Genomic DNA, 21,011 nt, shown 5'->3' on the forward strand with positions numbered 1-21,011 from the left:
GTCTGCGTTCGAAAGTGGGGCGGTTTCGCCGCCGGACTCTACGGACGCAGGGGGCGCCCGTCAAACCGGGCTGCCCGCGGTGCCGCGGTTCTGCTAGCCTCGCCTGCCGATGCTGCTCATCCTCCTTGCGTCCGCCTGGGTGGCGGGGCTGCTCCCGGTAGGTTTGTGGGGAGCGCCCTGGTGGATGGGGGCCGCGTGGCTCGCGTGGCCTGCCGTCGCCCTGGCGGCGCAGCGGCGACTCGGGTGGCGGGCTGCCGCAGCCGGGGTCCTTCTTGCTGCGATTGCAGGCATCCGCCTGGCGGCTGCCGTGGGTTCGGAGCAGATCCCCGTCGCAGACTTCGTGGGTCGTGATGCGGTTGTACTCGGCACCGTCGTCAGCGAGCCCGACCCGGGCGAGCTCACGACCGCATACGACATCCGCGCTGACCGGCTCGAGCTGGGCGACGGTACGTTCATTGAAAACGCCGGATTGGTCCGCGCCTGGCTCCACCAGTACGCCGGCTATCTGCCCGGGGACCGGGTCCGGCTCGAAGGCGAGCTGGAGGCAGCGCCGGTGTTCGAGGATTTCGATTACCGCGCCTACCTCGCCAGGCGGGGCGTCGGCGCCGTTATGTATCGTCCAAAGGACACGCTCGAGGCCGCCGGGCAGGGGAGCCTTTCCCGCGAACTCGCCCGTGCAAGGCTTGCTCTCGACCGGTCGCTCCAGCGGGCGCTCCCTGAGCCGGAGGCATCGCTTGGGGCCGGCATCGCCTTCGGACGGGATGGCGGGCTCCCACGGGACGTTGTCGAGGCCTTCAACCGAAGCGGTCTCAGGCACCTGGTGGCGGTGTCAGGCGCGAACCTTGTGCTCGTCGCCGCGCTTACCATGGCGGTTGCCGTTCGGGTGGTGGGAAGGCGTCGCGGCTGGCCCCTGGCGGTCGCTGCAGTCGCCCTGTATGTCGCCGTCGCTGGTTTCGAGCCGAGCGTGGTTCGGGCGGCCGTCATGACTGCCGTGCTGTTCGCCGGGGAGCTCGTGGGTCGGCCACAGAGCGGACTGCCCGGCCTTGCCGCCGCCGTCATCGTCATCACCGCCGGATGGCCGGAGCTTGCCCTAGACCCCGGGTTCCAGCTCAGCGCAGCAGCGACTGCCGGCCTGATTGCCTTCGGACCGTGGCTCCGCCACGGCGCCGAGTCGGCGCGACGCTGGTGGCCGGTCAGCTGGCTGCCGGGCTGGCTCACTGACGTGGCGGCACTTTCGCTGGCCGCCACCCTGGCCACCACGCCAGTGACGTGGGCGCATTTCGGGTCCGTCTCGCTCATCGGGCCGCTCGCGAACGTGCTGGTACAGCCGGTCGTTGCAGTCGCGTTCTGGGCTTCGCTGGCAACTGCCCTGGCAGGAGCGGCCGCGCCGGGACCCGCGGCAGCGGCGGGCGCAGTCGCCTACTACCCGCTCGCCTTCATCCTCGACACCGCGCAGCTCGCCGCAAGCCCCGGCTGGGCCACCCTGGAAGCCGGGCGGCTGAGTCCGGGGATAGCCGCCCTCGCAATGTCACTGCTGGCGGCCGCCGCACTCATCGCCTACCGCTACCTCCCCGACATGCGCGAACTCCCGGAAGCGGTGCGAAGCCGCGCAGTGCTGGGCAATCGGCTGCTGGTCGGCGGGGCAACAGGCGCGCTCGTGCTGGCAATAGCACCGGGCCTCGATGGGCGCCCCGGGCACCTGCGCATCGATATGCTGGACGTGGGACAGGGCGACGCCATCCTGCTTACAACACCCCGCGGTACGCAGATTCTCGTCGACACCGGGCCGAGCGGCCTCCGGCTCGCGCGGCAGCTCGGCGCCGTGATGCCGCACTGGGATCGGACGATCGAACTGGTCCTTCTGAGTCATCCGCAGGAGGACCACATTGGCGGGCTGCCGGCGCTAACGTCGCGCTACCGGGTGCGGACCGTCGTCACCACCGGCGACCGCAACGACACCCGCGCGGCAGCCCTGGCAGCAGCTGCGGTGGAGGGCCGCGAGAGCGTCGCCCGGGCCGGCGACCACTTCACAGTCGACGGCGTCCATTTCACGGTGCTCTGGCCGAAGGAAGGCACGGGCGGGTCGCTCAACGACCGATCGCTCATCGTGCTGGTCGAGTACGACGGCGTCCGGCTGCTGCTCACGGGCGACAGCGAGCGGTCGGCTCACCGGGAGCTTCTTGCGTCGGGGCTGCCCGGGGTCGAGATCCTGAAGGTCCCCCACCACGGCTCGCGAACAAGCGACCCCAACTTCCTCGCACTGGCGAATGGCGGGCTGGCGCTCATCAGCGTGGGCGCCGGCAATCCGTTCGGACACCCCCACCCGGGCACGCTGGCTGCGCTCGAAGGAGCTACCGTCGCCAGGACCGACACCGACGGCCGCATCCGGGTCGACGTGGAGAGCGGGCGCATCCGGGTCCGGACGGAGCGGTAGCGGCTTTGCCCGGGAGCGGCCCCGCGGCTACCCTCGGAAACGCCAACCTGCTCCCGGAGCCCATCATGACCACGCGCATCGATGGGCGCGCTCCAGACGAGCTGCGCCCCGTGCATCTTGCCACCAATGTGCTCGATTTCGCCGAGGGAAGCTGCCTGGTCGAGTTTGGCCGAACGCGCGTCCTGTGTGCTGCAAGCGTCGAAGACCGGCAGCCGCCGTTCCTGCGGAACACACAAAGCGGCTGGGTCACCGCTGAATACGCCATGCTGCCGAGGGCGACCCACACCCGCAGTCAGCGCGAAGTGGAGCGCGGGCGTCCCGGCGGCCGCACGCAGGAGATCCAGCGGCTCATCGGACGCTCGCTGCGGGGGGTGGTCGACCTGGAACTCCTCGGGCCGCGGACCATCACGCTGGATTGCGACGTCATCCAGGCCGACGGCGGTACGCGGACGGCCTCCATCACCGGTGCGTACGTCGCGCTCCGGCTGGCGATTCGCAAGCTGGCAGCAGCGGGCCTGGTCAGCGAGGCGTGCATCCTCTCGCCGGTGGCGGCTGTCTCGGTCGGAATCGTGGGCGGTGTGCCCATGCTCGACCTCTGTTACGAGGAGGACTCGACCGCAGAGGTCGACTTCAATGTGGTGATGACTGGCGAAGACGCCTTCGTGGAAGTACAGGGGACCGCCGAGGGGAAGCCGTTCTCCCGCGCTGCCATGGATGCCCTGCTCGATCTTGCGCGGCATGGCATTGGGCAGCTCTTCGCGAAGCAGCAGGAGGCGCTGGCGGCCGCTCAGCCCACGTAGTGCCCGAGGAACGTGCCGCCGAGGATGTGGAGGTGGCCGTGCTCCTGGCTCTGCATCGCGTCATACCCGAAGTTCGAGAGCAGGCGGAAGCCGCCCGGGCAGAGCTGGCGGCCGATCTCCACGGCTATCGGTCCGACCTTGTGCATGTGGTACGCCCAAAGTTCGGCCTGCGTGGTGTGCTGTTTCGTCATCGCCAGCAGCATGACAGGAACCCAGCGCAGGATATTCTGAATGACGATAATTTCGTCATCCTCGTAAATGATATTCGCGGGCTCCTTGCCCGCGACAATATTGCAAAAGACGCAGTATGTTGGCATGGGGAATCGGATCTTACCGGTCCGGCGCCCCGGCGAACAAACGAACACCAGGACCCGACCGGGAGAGACGATGCCCCAGTTCATGCCGTTCCGCGGGCTGCGGTACACACCGGCCGCCGGCCGTCTCGATGACCTCCTCGCACCGCCGTACGACGTGATCACCCCTGCGATGCAGCGGGCGCTCGCCGAGCGGAACCCATGCAACGCCGTGCATCTCGAACTCGCCGAGGGCGGCGAAGAGCGGTATGCGCGGGTGGCGGGACTCTTGCGCGAATGGGAGGAGCGGCAGCTGCTGGCACGCGACCCGGTCCCGATGCTTTACGTGTACGAGCAGGAGTTCATCGAGGGCGGACACGTCTACATCCGGCGCGGGGTCATTGCGGCGGTTGAGGTCCAGCCGTGGGAGGCTGGCTCGGTGAAGCCGCACGAGTTCACGATGTCGGGCCCGAAGGAGGACCGCCTCAAACTGCTCCAGGCAACCGGCGTCCAGTTCAGCCCGGTCTTCTGCATCGCCCGGGACCGCGCGGGACAGCTGCGCCAGTTCATCGAGCGGGTAATCGCCGAGCTGCCGCCGACTGCCGTCGCCACCAGCTTCGAGGGGGACCACCACCGCTTCTGGGCGGTCGAGGCCGGGAGTTACGAGATGCGCCAGCTGGCGCCGCTCCTCGCCGAGTCGTTCTACATCGCCGACGGGCACCACCGGTATGAAACAGCGGTGAACTACCGCAACTGGCGTCTCGCACAGGGCCAGCTTCCCCCGACGCACCCGGCGCGCTTCACGATGTCCGCCATCGTCGCCGCCGACGACCCGGGCCTCGTGATTCGGCCCATTCACCGGCTCGTCCCGCGCCCGGCACCGGCAGACTGGCGCCGGCGGCTCGGTGACGCCTTTGACATTGAACACGTCAAGCTCCCCGATGGCGAACCGGAGCGGACCGAAGCGCTGATGGCACTCCTCGAAACGTGTGATACCGTCGCTCTTGAACTCGAGCCCCGCCAGGTCTACGCCCTCCGCCGGCGGTCCGGGGCAAGGCTCGCCGGCAGCGTCCCCGCCGGACGGTCGGAGGCATGGCTGGGAATCGGCCCGAACGTCCTGCGCTACGGCGTGCTCGAACCGCTCTGGGGCATCTCCGATGGGGACCTTGCTGCCGGTGCCATCGCGTACACCCACGACCTCGAGGAGGTCTTCGCCTTCCTCGACGCGCGCCCCGGGAGCTCCGCTGCCTTCCTCCTGAATCCTGTCAGCATTGACGATGTGATGCGGCTCGCGGACCAGGGCGAGCGGATGCCCCAGAAGTCGACGTTCTTCCACCCGAAGCTGGGCACCGGGCTGGTGTTCTACCCGCTCGAGCCGTAGCGCGGACAACTCCGCCGAGAACGGCCCGGCGGGAGGCGCGCCCCGGCTGGCGAAGGGCTCAGTTGCCGGTCATGCGCCGAACATCGAAGAGCCGGTCCAGCTCCCGATCAGGCAGCCCGAGCTCGCGCCGTGCCGCCTCGCGGATGGTCAGCCCCTCCCTGAGCGCCAGCTTCACCAGTTCGGCGGCGCGGTCGTACCCGATTTCGAGGGCAAGCGGGGTGGCGATCGCCAGCCCCTGCTCGACAAGCTGCGGACCGCGGTCAGTGGCGCGGATGCCGGCGACGCACTTCTCGGCGAAAACAGCGGCCGCGTTGCCCAGGAGCTCGATGGACTCCAGCAGCGCCGCACCGGCGACCGGGAGCATCGTATTGAGTTCGAAAAATCCCCACTGGCCTGCCATGCCGATCGCGGCATCGTTGCCGACCACGCGCGCCGCAACCTGGACAACCGCCTCGGGGATGACGGGATTGACTTTCCCGGGCATGATGCTGCTCCCCGGCTGAAGAGCGGGGAGTTCGATTTCGCCGAGCCCGGCACGCGGCCCGCTGGCCATGAGCCGGAGGTCGTTCGCAATCTTGACCAGCGCGACAGCAGCGGTGCGCAGGTGCCCGCTTGCCTCGACGATGCCGTCGATCGATGACTGCGCCTGGAAGTGGTTGGTTGTCTCGACGAGCTGCACCCGGGCCACTTCGGAGACATAGGCGAGGACGCGGCCGGCGAATTCGGGGTGCGTGTTTAGCCCGGTGCCGACCGCTGTCCCCCCCAAAGCGACCTCGCGGAGCGCTTCCCCGGCGGCCGTGACGCGGCGCCGGGTACGCTCGACCTGGCCGGCGTATCCCCGGAACTCCTGGCCGAGCCGGATGGGCACGGCGTCCATCAGATGGGTCCGCCCCGTCTTGACGACGCCGTCAAACTCGTTCGCTTTCGCCTGCAGGGCGGCCTCCAGCCGGTACAGCCCGGGCAGCAGGTGCTCCCGGATGCGGCGGACGGCAGCGAGGTGAATCGCCGTCGGGATAACGTCGTTCGATGACTGCCCACGATTGACGTGGTCATTCGGGTGGACGGGCCGGTAGACGCCGCGGGGCCCGCCGCCGAGCAGCTCGTTCGCCCGGTTGGCGATGACCTCGTTGACGTTCATGTTGCTCGACGTGCCGGACCCGGTCTGGTAGACGTCGACCGGGAACTGGTCGTCCCAGCGGCCCTCCGCAACTTCCGTTGCGGCGGCCATGATGGCATCGGCCAACTCTGGTTCGAGCAGGCCGACCTGGCGGTTGGCCCGTGCCGCACCGGCTTTGAGCAGGGCCAGGGCGTGGATGACCTGCAGCGGGAACCGCTGCCCTGAGATTGGAAAGTTGGCGACTGCGCGTGCCGTGTCGATGCCGTACAGGGCATCTCGCGGCACAGCAAACTCTCCCAGGGCGTCTCGCTCGATGCGGGTCGGTTCGTCCATGCGGTCACTGTAGCAGGCGGGTGTGTCCGAAGTGGAGCCCAGCGGGCAATCGGTTGAACAGGCTGGCCGCCGCGCATAGACTGGGAATCTGGCGGGTGGTTAGCTCAGATGGTTAGAGCGCGTCGTTCACACCGACGAGGCCACTGGTTCGAGTCCAGTACCGCCCACCAGCCGATTTTCGGTTGAACCGGGTGCCCGGGGGGCCGATAATCGGACTTGTGCCGAAGTGGCGGAATGGCAGACGCGCTACGTTCAGGGCGTAGTGCCCCCTGTGGGCGTGTGAGTTCAAATCTCACCTTCGGCACCATCTCCCGGTTGCGCCCGTAGCTCAGGGGATAGAGTGTTGGGTTGCGGACCCAAAGGTCGGAGGTTCGAATCCTCCCGGGCGTACCACCCCTTAATCCTCAATGTCGAATGGCCGCCCAGGGAGGCGGCCTTCGCGATCCAAAGCACCTACGGGACGGGGTCCGGGTCGCGCGCCGGGTGTTCGTGCTCCGCTCCGGGCAGTTCACGGCCGCGCATAATGGCGAAGGCATCGCGCGCGGTTCGCGGCAGGTCGCGCCAGTTCCAGGCCAGCAGGACGAGACAGAGGGCCGCATACGCCATTCCGTAGAGAACCCGCGCGTGCTCGTTCGTGATGAACAGCTGGGTCGCGAACAGCAGGAAGAGCGCGGCGGCCTCGACCCGCGACATTTTCAGGTTCGCGAACACCGCGATGGCAAAGGCGCTCTGCGCGGCTGTCAGGAAGATTTCGTCGCGCTGGCGCGTGTCCAGCGGCAGACCGATGGTCCAGCCGAATTCGCCCGCCGAGACGAGGAATGCGATCGGGAGCGTCCCGATGAGCAGCGTCCACTGGTTGACCTTTGAGGAGATGAGAACGCCCATGCCCGCGGCGGCACGTCCGCGCCAGGCGAGCAGGCAGGCAACCAGCACCTCGGGCGATTCAGAGGCGAGCGGGGCCAGCCACTGGACCAGGAAAAACTCGCTCACACCGAACTGCTCGCCGACGTGGACGAGCGACTCTGCAAACGGCTCGGCAGAGGCGAAGATGGCCACCGCGCTGTAGATGAGCAGCACGACCACGACCGCCCGCCGGGGCCCGTTCTGGAGGGCGCCGATGGCGCGCGCAGGCCCGACGAGCTCGACCTCCTCGGTTTCGACCCGGGAAGTGAAGAACATGTACATGGCGAACAGCGATACGAGCACGATAGTGTCGATGACGCTGACGTGGCTGCGGAGCGGGATGAAGATGACGTAGGCCGTGGCCACTGCCAGGAAAGTGAGTTCGAGGCTGCGCTGGCGGTCCACAACGAGCTCTTTGATGCGCGTGCGATAGACGAACAGGAAGAAAACGAGGGGCCAGCCTACCCCGATGAGCAGCCGGTTGCCGCCGGTCATGTTTGCGACGGCGAGCCCGCGCTCGGCCTCGGCAGGGTCGGCGCCGGCCTTCCAGGCGAGGACGAAGTCAACGGCGTACTCGGGCAGAACCGCGATGATGGCGATAATCGCGAGGGCGAGGCCCTGCGAGATATCCATTTCGGCGGTCTCGGCGCCCCAGCTCAGGAGGAAGGCGGCGGCCAGGATCGCCACGCCGAAGATCGCCGCGCCGGCGACGGCAGGCGGGTGGTAGCCGGAGAATCGGAAGGCGATGCCAGGCAAGGAGGCCGCAGCCATGGCACCAATGGCGAACCACGCGCGCCGGTCAGTGCCCACAGTTGACCACGCAGCCGGCCATGGCTCCGGAAGCGGCGTTCATTCGTAGAACGGGATGGGCTCGGCGGTCTCCCAGTAGTTTTCGAGCTTCCCCTCGGGGAGGCCGCGCGCCGGGTAGAACCGGCCCTTGTGGAGCTGGTCGACCATATGCTCCTGGCTCAGCAGCTCCTCTTCGAAAACCGCCGTGAAGTAGCCGATACCCTGGGTGCTGTGTGCGTCGGAGCCCCCGGTGCCCGGTTTGCCAAGCACCTTCGCGACCTGGAGGGCGAAGTAGTTCTCGCGCGGGGTGTTGCAGCCGTTCAGGACCTCGATGGCGTCGACGAGCTGGAATACCGGCAGTTTTGCGGCCTCTTCGGGGGTCATGCGGAAGGGTTCTTTGCCTTCCCGCTTAAAGTGCACCGGGTCAAAGAAGTGTCGGAACGGGTGCGCCACGATGAGGAAGGCCCCCTGCTCGTCGGCAATCTCCCGGAGCTTTTCGAGACGGCGGATGCCCGGGGCATACCCCTTCAGACCGATAGCGAGGATGTGTCCCATATCGGTCGAGACTTCCATCCCGTTCGAGACGAAGATGCCTTCGTGCTTTTTGCGAAAGGGATTGAGGTCCCACGGCTCCCACATCCGGTCGTGCTCGGTGATGTTGACGCCGGTGAGCCCGATGCGGCGCGCCTCGGCAATGAGGTCATCGGGGTCGAGCATGGAATCCGAGGCGCCCCGGGTGGTATGCAGGTGCATGTCAACGATGGTGCCCGGCAATCGGCGTCCTCCGGAGATTCGTTCGGAATTTCACGAGTGGGGGGAGTATATCACCGCTCCCCGAGCAGGGGCATCGCCCAGCCAAAGAGGAAGATGAAGCTTCCGGATGTGCCCAGCCACAGCCACCAGAGCCGTCGCGAAATCAGCCAGAGCACCGGGACCGGCAGCCAGCCGAGCGCCGCCACCAGCAGCAACCAGGGGCCGCTCGGGGCTCCGAGAGCGGGCGGCATTTCGGAGAAATCCCCCAGCAGGTAGAGCGACGCGAGAACGAGCCCGCCCATCGTCCAGAGGATGCCGGTCCCGATGGAGATTGGCACAGCCAGGAGGGCGCCCGGCACTTCGGGGTCAATGATGCGCTGGACAAAGCGTTGCGGGCCGGGCTGGAGGGCGATGTAGGTGAGGGCGAATGTCGAAATGATGGACATGGCGTACCCCATCGCCCAGCCGGCGATGATCGTGTTGACCGTCACCGCGCAGCCGTCCGGGTCACGATGACCTCGAGCCCCGCCTCCCGGGCGCAGTGCGCGACGGCATCCCCGGACCCGGACGGTCCGATCCAGAACCAGGTCGGGCCAGCCCCCGTCAGTACAACAGGGCTCCTGATCACCGCCTCGATCCGAGTACGGTGCTCCTGCAGCCAGGGGAAGACGGCGAGTGCGGCGTGTTCGAGCGCGTTGGCGCCGACCAGGTCTTCGGTCGACAGGGAGCCGCCGCGGGCGAGTTCGAGCACCGAAGAGACCGCAGGCGGGCGGGAGTCGAGTTCCGCCAGTTTCGCGAAGACGGCCGCCGTTTTCCGCTCGACGGCCTGCGTGCCGGCCGGGGGCGGGAAGAGCACAACGTCGTGCATCGGCAGGGGAGGCAGCGGCTCGAGGAGCTCGCCACGGCCGCGGCCCCTGGCGAACCCGCCCGTGAGGAAGAACGGGACGTCGCTGCCGAGCTCGAGGGCGAGCGCGGGCAGCCGGGGAACGAGCTGCGGCCAAAGCTTCGCCGCCAGCAAAAGGACCGCTGCAGCGTCGGAGGAACCGCCGGCCAGCCCCCCGGCAGCGGGAATCTGCTTGTCGATGCGCACACGGAACGTCGGGTCCGCCCCTGCGCCGAAAGCAGCGCATTCGAGGGCGCGCCAGGCCAGGTTGGCCCGGCCGGCGGGGACCCCCGCCGCGCGCGGCCCGGAGACCTCGAGACCCGGCGCTTCGGAGGGGACGATCTCAACGTGGTCGGCGAGTTCGAGTTCGAGGAACAGCGTATCGAGTTCGTGGTAGCCATCGCTGCGCCGGCCGAGCACATCCAGCGCGAGATTGACTTTCGCCGGCGCAGGGCCTGCCAGCCGTTCAACCAACGGCGACCACCTCGCGACATGCCCGCCGCAGTGCCTGCCACTCCTCGAGGTTGAGCGTCTCAGGCCGGCGCATCGGGTCGATTTCGGCCCGCTCAAGCGCCTGCCGGGCACCGCCTGGGGGCAGCCAGACACCCCGCGCCAGGCTGTTGTGGACCTGTTTGCGCGGGTTGCGGAACACGCGGCTGACGAAATCGAAGAACTCCGGGATCTCGGCCTCTGGAACACGCGGCTCGGGCAGGACGCTGAGCCGGACCACCGAGGACCAGACAGCGGGCGGCGGCTCGAATGCCTCTGGGGGAACATCGAAGAGCAGCTCGGAGTCAGCGTAGACGCGGATCGAGACGGTGTGGAGCGACCACTCGCCAGGGGCCGCGGTCATCTCACGCGCGACTTCCCGCTGCACCATCACGACGGCCTCGGCCGGACGCCGCGCATTCTCAAGCACGTTCCGGACTATCGGGTTTGCCGCGAAGTACGGCAGGTTGCCGACGACGACGAACGGCCTCCCCGGCGGTACCAGCGCCCCAAAGTCGACGACCCTGGCATCGCCTTCGACGATCCGCAGCCGCTCATGCTTGCGGAACCGGTTGCGCAGGTGCCCAACCAGCCGGGGTTCGATTTCGATGGCAAGCACGTCGTGGCCAGCCTCGAGCAGGGCGGCGGTCAGCTGGCCAGTTCCGGCGCCGATTTCGACGACCAGGCCGCCCTCGGGCACGCGGAGCGCGTGGACGATATCGGCCAACACCCCCGAGTCACGGAGAAAGTGCTGGCCAAGTGCTTTGCGGGGCCGGGGACCGGGCAGCCGGTCAGTATGTGTGCGCACCACGTTTCCATCGTAGGTGCCACCACCGGGGTCAGTCGAGAATGTAGATGTCCACGGTCCCGGTGCGCCACGGATTGGGGCCGGCATCCTCGGGAAACCCAAGGTCGACCTTAGCCCCTTTGATCCCGCCGCCAACGTCGGCGGCGATACAAAGCCCGTAACCGGGGACGACAAATCGGGTTCCGAGGGGAATGACCTGGGGGTCAACGGCACAGATCCCGCGGTCGACGAGTACACCGGTTGCCGTGCGCCCGTAGGCGGGATGGTCGGGCGCCCAGGGCCCGTGACTGGCGTTGTACCAGGTCGCCCAGACCGTCAGCTTCTTCCGGTACGGTCCGGTGTACTCCGGGCTGGCGAGGAAAAGGCCGGGTGCTTCGACATCGCGTGTCCCGATAACCTGCCGGTGAGCCACGGGTGCTTTGGTAACGGACCGGCTGACCACCTCACGCGACTCAAGCAGGCCGTTCCGGTAGACCGCCTCGACGACTGTCCGCAATTCGCCAGGGCGGCCCGGGATGAGCCGGACGTGGCCGCGGGGCAATGCCGGGTCCTCTTCGACAACGGTGGCCGGCGGCAGCGGCTCGACGACCTCTTCCCGGACCGTCCGGAGGGTCCCAACCACAAGGGTGCTGCCGGCCGGGAGGTACGCGTCCTGCGTGTGCGAGAGTTCAACAACCTCGGCTCCCTGCAAGTCCAGGAGGGCCAGCACTTCGGCAACCGTTGCTGCCCGGGTGTAGAGCGCCTGGGCCTGGCCGTCGAGCACCACGGTGATGGTGCGGGCAGGAGCGAGGCGGACGGCCATGCCGGCCGAAAGCGGCGTCTCCATCGCGGGCTCGACGAGGTCGGCCTCGCGGACCACGAGACCGAGATCCGCGACGAGTTCGCCGACGGTGGCTGCGGAAGTCTGTACATCGACACGAAGGTCATCGATGAAGACCACGAAGCGACGGGCGCGTTCGACCTCAAGGCGGGGCAGGGCGATTGAACCAGAACTGAGCCCGGCGGCCGACAGGCGGACCCCCGCGAGCGGTGTCTGCGGCGTGGCCACGGTGCCATTCAGGCGGACCCGGTCGCGCGGGCCCAGTTCCACACCGGCTGATGCGAGCACGCCACCGATCGTCCCTGCCGAGGTCCGGACCACGAGTTCCCGGCCATCGACCGACACGGTGACATCCCGGGTCCGCGGGATACCGATGCCGGCCAGCCCTGCCGAGTTGAACGTCCGCGGGCGGCCAGCCTCAGGCTGGTCGAGCCCTGGCAGGGCGGCGATTTCGCCTTGAAAGACCGCATGGTAGACCTGCGCTCCGGTATCGGAAACGACGAGAACATCCCGCCCTGGAAAGGCCCGGAAGCCGGCGAGGATGAACAGGGTTACGGCCAGCACCGCCGAGGCGTGGTTGCGGCCGCGGAAGACCCGCGCGCGGGCGCGGCGGACAAATACGCGGCGCTCGCGACGAAGCTGAGAACGGCTCACCGGCCGCAACAGGGCCTGCGTCACACGCACTCCTGGTGGATTGACGCGAGCCCGTGCGGGTCCGGGCCGGTCGAAGCGTTGGAAAGGTGGCCGTGCACCTGCTGTCGAACTGGCCCCCGGGCTTGCTCTGCAACAGCCGGCTCAGGCCCGGTTGACTGCGGCACCCGAGGCAAACCCCTTATGGCTGCTTCCTTCCGGACCTGACCAGGTTCGGAGCGCCTCGCCGCGCAGGACCAGACCCTCGGCGCCGACTGAAGAGGACAGTCCCCGAAAGCGCAGCCCTCGAGCAGGAATTCGACCCCGCTATAGCGGATTGCGGGTTCAGGGCACCGCTAGCTCCCCGTCTAGCACAGCCATCCTTACCCTAGCGCCGGCGCCGGGAGGGGGTCAATAGCCCGAATGCGGTTCAGCTGACATGGAGGGCAACGAGCAGTTCACCGGCGTTCACGCGCTGGCCGGCAGACACGGCGACCTGCTCAATGACACCGGCGGCTGGCGACCGCAGCTCATTATTCATCTTCATTGACTCGATGACCAGGAGCACGTCGCCGGGAGCCACCTGGTCGCCGGGTTTGCAGCGCACCTCGATAATCGAGCCGGTCATTGGCGCGGTAATGCGCCGGAGACCGGTCTGGACCTGCTGCGCGGCCAGTTTCGCGGCCTGCGGGCGCCAGCGCTCGACCTTGAAGTCGAACCCGTGCCGGCCGATGGTTGCACGGGCGCCCCCGCGGCGCCGTTCGAGGTAAATCTCCACGGGCTGGTGCTCCAGCATCAGCAGGTAGAGCTGCGAATCACCGACACGATGGAGCTCGACCTCCGTCCAGTGCTCTTCGCCTTCGCGGCGAACGCGGACTGATTCGCTGGTCCGTTCTATTTCGTACGCCTCGATCGTCTCGTCCGTGCGGACTAGAAACTTCTCGGCCATCGGCCCATGGCACCTCCTGCAAAGGTCGAGCCGCCCTGTTGCCGTCGCCACGCTCCAATCTGGCTGCGATAGCCATTGGTTGGTGCCGCCTGGCCGTTGAGCGGTTGCTCGCCGGTGTCCCGTTCACCGCCGGTGACCAGCAAAAGGGCGGCGATTTCGGCGGCGCGACGCTGCTCCTCGTAGTGTTCCTCCGCCAGCACCTGGTTCCGGTCGAGGAAGCCGGTATCGATGTCGCCGGCGATAAAGTCAGGCAGGTCGAGAATTTGCTGGAGGTAGGGGATATTGGTCGCGACACCGACAACCCGGAATTCGGCCAGGGCACGCTTCATCCGCTGGCGCGCCCCTTCCCGGTTCCGGCCCCAGGCCGTGACCTTGGCGAGCAGTGAATCGTAATAGGGCGTGACCTCGATGCCGTCATAGAGCGCGCTTTCGACGCGGATACCGGGGCCTGCGGGCTCGCGGGCGAACACGACCCGGCCGACGGATGGGAGGAAGTTGTTGAAGGGATCCTCGGCCACAATCCGGCACTCGATTGCCCAGCCCCGCGTAAGCAGGTCGGCCTCCTCGTACGGCAGTTCCTCGCCGGCTGCGACAAGGATTTGGTCCTTCACCAGGTCGGTGCCGGTCACCATTTCCGTGACCGGGTGCTCAACCTGGAGCCGGGTGTTCATTTCGAGGAAGTAGTGGTTGCCATCCTGGTCGAGGAGGAATTCCACTGTTCCGACGTTATGGTAATTCGCAGCGCGGGCAATCCGGACCGCTGCCCGGGAGAGGGTGCGCCGCAGTTGCGGGCTGACGGCAACCGAGGGGCATTCTTCGATAATCTTCTGATGGCGGCGCTGGATGGAGCACTCACGCTCGCCGAGGGGCACGATGTTGCCGTAGCGGTCGCCGATGACCTGTACCTCGATGTGGCGGACCTTCTTCAGGTTCTTCTCGACGTAGATCGCCGGGTTGCCGAAGGCAGCCGCTGCCTCCTGCATGGCGCGAGCGGCCGCGCCGGGCAACTGCTCGGGGGATTCGATCAGCCGAATACCGCGACCGCCCCCTCCGGCAGCCGCTTTGATCATGACGGGGTAGCCGATGCGTTCGGCACAGGCGAGGGCCTCCTCCACCGAGGTCAGCTCGCCGCTCCCCGGAAGCACGGGTACGCCAGCCTGTTCGGCGATCCGGCGCGCCTCGATTTTGTCTCCCAGGCGGCGGATCGATTCCGGAGACGGACCGATAAACACGAGCCCCGCTCGCTCGCACGCTTCGGCGAACTCGGCGTTTTCGGCGAGGAATCCGTAGCCGGGGTGGACGGCGTCGGCGCCGCACCGCTTCGCGACTTCGATGATGCGCTCGACATTGAGGTAGCTCTGGCGGGCGTCGGCCGGCCCGATGTAGTGCGCCTCGTCCGCATAGCGGACGTGCTGCGACAGGCGGTCCACATCGGAGTACACCGCCACCGATCGAATATCGAGGTCACGAAGGCCGCGGACGATGCGGAGCGCGATTTCGCCGCGATTCGCTACAAGGACCTTGGAAAACATCGTAGGGGCCTTTAGTTCTCTCAGGAAATTCGATAGCTCCACAGCATACCGGGGCCTGCGACGACAGGCGAACCGCATGTCGTGTTGGTCGGCACTTCGTGTAGCCCGTACACTAACTGTATGACAGGCGCTCCCGGGACCCGGCAGCGGTACGCGGTCATCGTGGTCGGGAGCGGCATCTCAGGCCTGTTCGTGGCGCTCGAGGCCCGGCGGCTCGGCCCGGTTCTCGTGCTCACCAAGGGCAGCATCGACGACTGCAACACCCGCTGGGCGCAGGGCGGTATCGCGGCCGCGGTCGGCCCGCTCGATTCGCCGGAACAGCACCTCGCCGACACGATTGCGGCCGGGGCCGGGCTCGTCGACGAAGAAGCGGCCCGCATCCTCTGTTTCGAAGCGCCGGCGCGGATTCGCGACCTCGTGCGGTACGGCGTGTCGTTCGACTCGCTGGGCGGAGAGGTTGCGCTCGGCCGGGAAGCCGCTCACAGCCGGGCACGTGTCCTCCACGCAGGTGGGGACCAAACGGGCGCGGCAATCGAGACAGCCCTCTCAGCAGCGGCGATGGACCCTGCAATCACCATCCTGGACCACACCCTCGTCACGCGGCTGGCGGTGGAGGAAGGCGAGGCTCGCGGCGTTGAGGCGGTCCACCTCCAGACCGGAGAGCGGGAATGGTACGAAGGCGATGCCATCGTCCTCGGCACCGGCGGGGCCGGCCAGCTCTTTTCGCACACGACCAATCCCGAAGTCGCCACGGGCGATGGCGTGGCGCTGGCGTTCGACGCGGGCGCGGAGATTGCCGACATCGAGTTCTACCAGTTCCACCCGACAGCCCTGCGGGTGCCCGGCCTTCCGACGTTTCTCATCTCAGAGGCAGTCAGGGGCGAGGGTGCTGTGCTCAGAAACCTTGCAGGCGAGGCGTTCATGCAGCGGTACCACCCGCTCGCTGACCTTGCGCCGCGCGACGTTGTCTCACGGGCAATCGTCCGGGAGATGCGCCGGGAGGGAAGCGACCACGTTTTTCTTGACTGCACGGGGCTGAAGTCAGTCGACCTCGCGGCGCGGTTTCCGGCCATCTTTGCCCACTGCATGGAGGCAGGAATCGACATGCGGGTCGACCCCATTCCGGTGGCCCCGGCTGCCCACTACCTGATGGGGGGTGTGCGGACCGACACCTGGGGACGGACCACGATTCCGCGGCTCTACGCCTGCGGCGAGTGCGCCTGCACCGGCGTCCACGGCGCCAATCGCCTGGCGAGCAACTCGCTCATGGAGACCGTCGTCTTCGGCAAACGGGTGGTGGAGCACCTTGCAGCGGGAGGGGGCGGAGCAGCGACGGCAACGCCAGACCGCATCCCCTTCCCCGCCCCTTCGACTGCGGCGCCGTCGCACCGCGAGCTCCAGGCGATGATGTGGGAATGTGCCGGGATCGAACGGGACGGGCCCGGGCTCGAGCGCGGACTGCAGACAATCTCCGGGTGGCCGGCCCGGCAACCTGGCGCCTGTACGCGAGGGGCGTTCGAGCGGCAGCAGATGACCACCGTGGCGGCCCTCATGCTTACGGCCGCGTTGCGCCGGACCGAGAGCCGGGGCGGCCACTACCGGAGCGACTACCCCGAGCGCGACGATGCACACTGGCGCCGACGGCAGGTGTTCATCCGTGCTTGACCCGCTCGACCCGGCGGCGATTGAAGCGCTGGCGCGGCGGGCGCTGGAGGAGGATCGCGCCTTCGACGACGTGACCACGCTGGCAACCGTCGACGCCTCGCTCATCGGCACGGCGACGTTTCTTGCAAAGGAGGCCGGGGTGGCGGCGGGGCTCGACGTGGCAGCCGCGTGCTTCCGCATCGTTGACGGTCGGTGCCAGTTCAGCCCGCGTGTGCGCGACGGCGACCGGTTCACCCGGGGGCAGCGTCTCGCGACCGTCGAGGGACCGGTGCGGGCGCTCCTCCAGGCCGAGCGTGTGGCGCTCAACTTCCTCCAGCGGATGTGCGGCACCGCAACCCTCACGAGGGCCTTCGTCGATGCGGTTGCCGGCACCGGCGTCCGCATCCTTGACACCCGCAAGACGACCCCCGGCCTGCGCGATTTCGAAAAATATGCAGTCCGGTGCGGCGGCGGTACGAATCACCGCCGGGACCTTGCGTCGATGGCGATGGTCAAGGACAACCACCGCGAAGCGATTCGGCGGGAGGGCCGAACGCTGGCCGACGCCGCAGCGGCGATCCGGGCGCTGCGGCCCGGGATCGCCGTCGAGATTGAAATCGACCGGCTCGAGCAGCTGGACGAAGCGCTCGCCGCACAGCCGGAATGGATTCTTCTCGACAACATGACCCTCGAGGATATGGCGGAGGCTGTCCGGCGGGTGGCCGGGCGGGCCAGGCTCGAGGCGTCGGGCGGCGTCCGTCTCGACACCGTGCGCGCAATCGCAGAGACGGGCGTCGATGCAATCTCGGTCGGGGCGCTAACGCACAGCGCCCGTGCCCAGGACATCAGCCTCGAGCTCGAGTTTTAGCCGAGGCCGACGCCGGCCAGGAAGCCGAGCGCCGCGCGGACCCGCTCACCCGGCTGGTGCTGGTTGATTTCGAGCGTGAACGACGACAGGTGCCGGACCCCCCGGACGACGTACTCCCAGGGAACGTCGCCGTCGCCCGGCGCGCGGTGGTCGCCGATGCCTTCGACATCGTGGAGGTGGGCGCCAATGCACCGGCCGGACCAGCGGTCGAGCCAGGCATGCCGGTTGATGAGTCCGAGCCGGTGGAGCACCTCAGCGTGGCCGACGTCGTGCCAGTAGCCTGCCTCCTCGGGCGCGAACCCATCGAGAAGCTGCGCGTACTCGCCGGGGTGCGGGATTTCGTGGTAGTGGTACCGGTTTTCGATGCCGATGGCGATGCCGCGGGGCCGGGCGAGGGCAACCAGCTCCTCCAGCGAACGCCGGGCCGCCCCAAGATGCGGCTCTGCGGCAGCAGCCCGCCGCGCGACCAGCAAGGTGCGCAGCTCCTCGACCCTGGCGCCATCCCGTTCGCCGGCGTCGAAGGCGCGCCGGAGGGCGAGCTCCTCCTCAAACTGTTCGGCCACCGTGCCCACGTGGCCCAGGTGGACGACCACCCGCCGTGCGCCGACCTCCGCCGCCAGGTCGATGGACCGGGCTGCGGCGGCGACGGCCTGGCGGCGCTCATCCTCGTCGAGCGCGGCCAGGTTCAGGCTCGCGTTTCCACGACCGTTTGGGAGCCGTTCGTACGGGGCTGGCTGGTGGATGGCGACGATGGGCAGCACGTTCGCCGCGCGGATGGCGGCGACCTTCGCGGCCGGAGTCGAGTGACTGATTTCGATGGCGTCATACCCGGACTCAGCGGCGAAGCGGGCAAAGACAGACCCGTCCTCGAAGCGCGGCTGCTGGGCGAACATCGTGGAGAGGGCGAACTGGCTCATGAGCGCTGCGGCGGCCTCCCGGGTGCCGGGCTTGCGGCCGGCTGCGGGATGCGCGCCCAGTGCCGCGCCGCGAGCAGGCAAAGGGGGACGAAGAAGGCAAGCGCGAAGCTGAGCCAGAGCCCGGCCCAACCCGTTGCGCCCAGGAGGGGGACCGCGAACCCGGCGGTGATCCCTGCGGCGAGACAGAGCGGCAGATTCCAGAGGCCAGCGCGCCCCCTAGTGGCAACGCTCCACCCGAGCCAGGGAAGAAAGGCGAGCATGCCCCAGCCCAGCAGATAGAGGGAAACAAAGACGGCGGTGTACATCAGCTCACGATCCGGGCGATATCGAAGTAGGTAACGACCAGGACGCCAAAGAGCAGGAGTGCAAAGCCCATGAAGTGGACCAGTGCCTCCTTTTCCGGCGAGATCCGCCGGCCCCCGCGGAGGAGCTCGATGAACACGAACAGCATGCGCCCGCCGTCGAGCATCGGGATGGGAAGGGCGTTGAAAATCGCGAGGTTAAGGCTAAGCAGGGCAGCGAGCTCAATGAGCGGCCGCCAGCCCTGCTCGTCGATGATCGCGCCGGTCGTCTCGGCGATGCCGACCGGGCCGGTGAACGCGGGCTGACCGCTGGACATCGAGGCTCCCGAGGTCCCGGAAATCATCACCCGCACTTCGTTGACCGTGAGCTGGAAGGTTTCGCGGAGTGACACCAGCGCCTTCGGGAATGCCACCCACGGCCAGTCCCAGACCTTCTCAGTGTAGGGGTAGAGGAGCTGGCAGTTCGTCGGGTTTCCGTCGGCATCGGCCGAGCAGGTCGACGGCGCGCCAATCCGGATGCCGGTCGGACCCTGTCCCGGGGGCGGGTCCCAGCGGGCGTAGACGTAGGCGGTGAGGGTCGCGCCTCCGCGATTGATGACCCATTTCTGCGTCTTGCCGAGGTTCAGGCGGTTCGCGTAGACGAGCTCGGACGTGTTGCGGACCTCTTTGCCCTCGACCTCGAGCACGAAATCGCCCGGCTGGAGGCCCTGCTTCGGCACCGAGCCGTCCCGCATGACTCCTTCGATCCGGGCCTCAGCGGCCGGGGAACCCGGTGCAACCTCGATGATCTGCGCCATCGTCAGCGCCCGCTCGCGCGGGACCATGAACCCGACCGCAAGCAGGATGACAGCCAGCGCGAAGTTCATCAGCACCCCGGCCGACATGACGACGAGCCGCTTCCAGGCTGCCTGCGCTGCGAGGCTGCGTGGGTCGGTCGGGTCTTCCTCGCCGAGGAGGCGGACAAAACCGCCAATGGGCAGCCAGTTCAGCGTGTACTCGGTCTCGCCTTTGCGCAGGAACGTCCAGGCTCGGGGCGGGAATCCGATGCCGAACTCGAGCACCTTGATGCCGAAGGCCTTGGCTGCGAGGAAGTGCCCGAACTCGTGGATCACGACGAGGACGACGAGCATGCCGAGGAACGGCACCGCAGCCTGCAGGATGGCAACCGGGTCAACGGCGAGGAAGATCACGCGGGTACCTCCGGGGCCACTGCTGCGGCGAGACGGCGGGCCTCCGCGTCGGCCGCGAGGACCTCATCCAGCGACGGCGACGGGAGCGGCTCGTGCTGTTCGAGTACATGCTCAATGACCCGCGGAATATCGAGGAAGCCGATTTCGCGACGGAGGAAACGTTCCACGGCGACCTCGTCGGCGGCAGCCATCGCCGCGGGGGCAGTCCCGCCGATGCGGCCGGCCTCCATCGCGAGGCGCAGGCACGGAAACCGGTCGAGGTCGGGACGGCCGAAGTGCAGGACGCCGACGGCGGCAAGATCGAGCAGCGGCATCGGGGGTTCCGGCATCCGCTCGGGGTAGCTCAGGGCGAGCTGAATGGGAAGGCGCATGTCGGGCACGCCAAGCTGGGCCTTGACACTGCCGTCCGTGAACTCCACGAGGCTGTGCACGATGGACTCCCGGTGGAGCACGACGTCGACGGCATCCATCGGGACATCAAACAGCCACATCGCCTCGATGGTCTCCATGCCCTTGTTCATCAGTGTGGCGGAATCGACGGTGATTTTGCGGCCCATCTTCCACGTGGGGTGGTCAAGGGCCTGTTCAGGGGTGACTGCGGCAAGCTGTCCGCGAGAGAAGTCGCGGAAGGCGCCGCCGCTGGCCGTGAGGATGATCCGCCGGATTGCGTGCGGGGATTCGCCCCAGAGGCACTGCCAGATGGCTGAATGCTCACTGTCGACCGGGCGCAGCTCGCCGCCGCCGGCCTGCATCGCCTCCCTGACAAGGTGGCCGGCCATCACCAACACCTCCTTGTTGGCGATTGCCACCGGGCGGCCGATCCGCAGGGCTGCGAGCGTCGGCAGCAGGCCCGCCGCACCCGCCGTCGCGACGAGGACAATGTCCACATCCGGCGCGACGGCGACGGCTTCGGGACGTTCGGCCAGTGCGCCGACGGCGGCCGCGGCCTCCTGGAGCCGCGGCGAGACCCGTTCGGCGAAGACATAGCGGGGCCGCAACGCGGCGACCTGCTCGGCGAGGAGATCGGCGTTCGCGCCGGCGGCCAGCGCGGCCACGGCGAACCGGTCCGGGAAACGGGCGATGACATCGAGCGCCTGCCGGCCAATCGACCCGGTCGAGCCGAGGACGGCGACGCGCAACGGGGGCTTCACTCCCTGATCGTACGGCCGGATGGCG

At 68.0% G+C, this 21,011-nt stretch carries 19 protein-coding genes, 3 tRNA genes and 1 other RNA gene; 8 read left to right on the plus strand and 15 right to left on the minus strand.

The features are described from left to right. The first annotated feature begins 109 nt into the window (after positions 1 to 109). Together A9A59_RS09620 and rph are read left to right on the plus strand one after the other, a co-directional pair. Positions 110 to 2,434, plus strand: a complete 2,325-nt coding sequence (locus A9A59_RS09620) for a DNA internalization-related competence protein ComEC/Rec2 (RefSeq protein ID WP_098504066.1) — start codon at positions 110 to 112, stop codon at positions 2,432 to 2,434. Positions 2,435 to 2,499: 65 nt separating this feature from the next. Beyond that, the gene (gene rph / locus A9A59_RS09625) at positions 2,500 to 3,234 is read left to right on the plus strand and encodes a ribonuclease PH (protein ID WP_098504067.1); all 735 of its coding nucleotides are present in this window, start codon (positions 2,500 to 2,502) and stop codon (positions 3,232 to 3,234) included. Here rph and A9A59_RS09630 read toward each other — a convergent pair. Beyond that, positions 3,222 to 3,551, minus strand: a complete 330-nt coding sequence (locus tag A9A59_RS09630) for an HIT domain-containing protein (RefSeq protein ID WP_165772637.1) — start codon at positions 3,549 to 3,551, stop codon at positions 3,222 to 3,224. The two genes, rph and A9A59_RS09630, sit on opposite strands and share 13 nt — an antisense overlap. Before the next feature lie 70 nt (positions 3,552 to 3,621). Here A9A59_RS09630 and A9A59_RS09635 point away from each other — a divergent pair, with 70 nt between their 5' ends. Further along, positions 3,622 to 4,908 (plus strand): DUF1015 domain-containing protein, encoded by a 1,287-nt coding sequence (locus A9A59_RS09635; protein ID WP_165772638.1) that lies wholly within the window; start codon positions 3,622 to 3,624, stop codon positions 4,906 to 4,908. A gap of 58 nt (positions 4,909 to 4,966) precedes the next feature. Here A9A59_RS09635 and A9A59_RS09640 read toward each other — a convergent pair whose 3' ends face one another. After that, a complete protein-coding gene (locus tag A9A59_RS09640; protein WP_098504069.1) occupies positions 4,967 to 6,358 on the minus strand; it encodes a class II fumarate hydratase in 1,392 nt (463 codons plus the stop codon). Between the two features lie 93 nt (positions 6,359 to 6,451). On the opposite strand from A9A59_RS09640, the gene A9A59_RS09645 reads away from it, so the two are divergent. The 3 genes from A9A59_RS09645 (at position 6,452) to A9A59_RS09655 (ending at position 6,751) form a co-directional block, all read left to right on the plus strand. Then, positions 6,452 to 6,528 (plus strand) — tRNA-Val (locus A9A59_RS09645). 50 nt (positions 6,529 to 6,578) lie between these two features. Then, a tRNA-Leu gene (locus A9A59_RS09650) sits at positions 6,579 to 6,665 on the plus strand. A 10-nt stretch (positions 6,666 to 6,675) separates the two neighbouring features. After that, positions 6,676 to 6,751: transfer RNA gene (locus A9A59_RS09655), tRNA-Arg, on the plus strand. A 60-nt stretch (positions 6,752 to 6,811) separates the two neighbouring features. On the opposite strand, the gene A9A59_RS09660 is transcribed toward A9A59_RS09655, so the two are convergent. From A9A59_RS09660 to A9A59_RS09700, 9 genes are all read right to left on the minus strand, one after another. After that, positions 6,812 to 8,032, minus strand: coding sequence for a sodium:proton exchanger (locus A9A59_RS09660; RefSeq protein ID WP_098504070.1), 1,221 nt, complete (start codon positions 8,030 to 8,032; stop codon positions 6,812 to 6,814). Positions 8,033 to 8,110: 78 nt separating this feature from the next. Next, positions 8,111 to 8,803 (minus strand): CehA/McbA family metallohydrolase, encoded by a 693-nt coding sequence (locus A9A59_RS09665; RefSeq protein WP_098504071.1) that lies wholly within the window; start codon positions 8,801 to 8,803, stop codon positions 8,111 to 8,113. 71 nt (positions 8,804 to 8,874) lie between these two features. Continuing rightward, complete coding sequence (locus A9A59_RS09670; protein ID WP_098504072.1) at positions 8,875 to 9,294, minus strand: hypothetical protein; 420 nt, start codon at positions 9,292 to 9,294, stop codon at positions 8,875 to 8,877. Continuing rightward, positions 9,291 to 10,160, minus strand: a complete 870-nt coding sequence (locus A9A59_RS09675) for a 4-(cytidine 5'-diphospho)-2-C-methyl-D-erythritol kinase (protein WP_165772639.1) — start codon at positions 10,158 to 10,160, stop codon at positions 9,291 to 9,293. Before A9A59_RS09675 ends, A9A59_RS09670 begins: the two co-directional genes overlap by 4 nt. Next, on the minus strand, positions 10,153 to 10,986 hold the full coding sequence (rsmA, locus tag A9A59_RS09680; RefSeq protein WP_165772640.1) for a 16S rRNA (adenine(1518)-N(6)/adenine(1519)-N(6))-dimethyltransferase RsmA: 834 nt from the start codon (positions 10,984 to 10,986) through the stop codon (positions 10,153 to 10,155). Before rsmA ends, A9A59_RS09675 begins: the two co-directional genes overlap by 8 nt. Positions 10,987 to 11,014: 28 nt before the next feature. Further along, positions 11,015 to 12,481 carry a ubiquitin-like domain-containing protein gene (locus tag A9A59_RS09685; RefSeq protein ID WP_165772641.1) on the minus strand — a complete coding sequence of 489 codons (1,467 nt, stop codon included), beginning with the start codon at positions 12,479 to 12,481 and terminating at the stop codon, positions 11,015 to 11,017. 66 nt (positions 12,482 to 12,547) lie between these two features. After that, an RNA gene (gene ffs, locus A9A59_RS09690) (signal recognition particle sRNA large type) lies at positions 12,548 to 12,810 on the minus strand. 53 nt (positions 12,811 to 12,863) lie between these two features. Continuing rightward, positions 12,864 to 13,382 carry an acyl-CoA carboxylase biotin carboxyl carrier protein subunit gene (locus A9A59_RS09695; RefSeq protein ID WP_098504076.1) on the minus strand — a complete coding sequence of 173 codons (519 nt, stop codon included), beginning with the start codon at positions 13,380 to 13,382 and terminating at the stop codon, positions 12,864 to 12,866. Further along, positions 13,364 to 14,914: an acetyl-CoA carboxylase biotin carboxylase subunit gene (locus A9A59_RS09700; RefSeq protein ID WP_098504077.1), complete on the minus strand. Its 1,551-nt coding sequence runs from the start codon at positions 14,912 to 14,914 to the stop codon at positions 13,364 to 13,366. The genes A9A59_RS09695 and A9A59_RS09700 overlap by 19 nt, the downstream gene beginning before the upstream one ends. A 120-nt stretch (positions 14,915 to 15,034) precedes the next feature. Here A9A59_RS09700 and A9A59_RS09705 point away from each other — a divergent pair, with 120 nt between their 5' ends. Together A9A59_RS09705 and nadC are read left to right on the plus strand one after the other, a co-directional pair. After that, a complete protein-coding gene (locus A9A59_RS09705) occupies positions 15,035 to 16,579 on the plus strand; it encodes an L-aspartate oxidase (protein WP_098504078.1) in 1,545 nt (514 codons plus the stop codon). Continuing rightward, the gene (gene nadC, locus A9A59_RS09710) at positions 16,572 to 17,426 is read left to right on the plus strand and encodes a carboxylating nicotinate-nucleotide diphosphorylase (protein WP_278286862.1); all 855 of its coding nucleotides are present in this window, start codon (positions 16,572 to 16,574) and stop codon (positions 17,424 to 17,426) included. Before A9A59_RS09705 ends, nadC begins: the two co-directional genes overlap by 8 nt. Here nadC and A9A59_RS09715 read toward each other — a convergent pair. From A9A59_RS09715 to A9A59_RS09730, 4 genes are read right to left on the minus strand one after another with little or no spacing between them, the layout of a single operon-like run. Next, positions 17,423 to 18,343, minus strand: coding sequence for a sugar phosphate isomerase/epimerase family protein (locus A9A59_RS09715; RefSeq protein WP_098504080.1), 921 nt, complete (start codon positions 18,341 to 18,343; stop codon positions 17,423 to 17,425). The two genes, nadC and A9A59_RS09715, sit on opposite strands and share 4 nt — an antisense overlap. Next, positions 18,340 to 18,648: a hypothetical protein gene (locus A9A59_RS09720; protein WP_098504081.1), complete on the minus strand. Its 309-nt coding sequence runs from the start codon at positions 18,646 to 18,648 to the stop codon at positions 18,340 to 18,342. Before A9A59_RS09720 ends, A9A59_RS09715 begins: the two co-directional genes overlap by 4 nt. Next, positions 18,648 to 19,835 carry a M50 family metallopeptidase gene (locus tag A9A59_RS09725; protein WP_098504082.1) on the minus strand — a complete coding sequence of 396 codons (1,188 nt, stop codon included), beginning with the start codon at positions 19,833 to 19,835 and terminating at the stop codon, positions 18,648 to 18,650. The genes A9A59_RS09720 and A9A59_RS09725 overlap by 1 nt, the downstream gene beginning before the upstream one ends. Beyond that, positions 19,832 to 20,986: a 1-deoxy-D-xylulose-5-phosphate reductoisomerase gene (locus A9A59_RS09730; RefSeq protein WP_098504083.1), complete on the minus strand. Its 1,155-nt coding sequence runs from the start codon at positions 20,984 to 20,986 to the stop codon at positions 19,832 to 19,834. The genes A9A59_RS09725 and A9A59_RS09730 overlap by 4 nt, the downstream gene beginning before the upstream one ends. Positions 20,987 to 21,011: the final 25 nt, after the last annotated feature.

This window comes from Tepidiforma thermophila (assembly GCF_002563855.1).
GTDB classification, from domain to species: domain Bacteria; phylum Chloroflexota; class Dehalococcoidia; order Tepidiformales; family Tepidiformaceae; genus Tepidiforma; species Tepidiforma thermophila.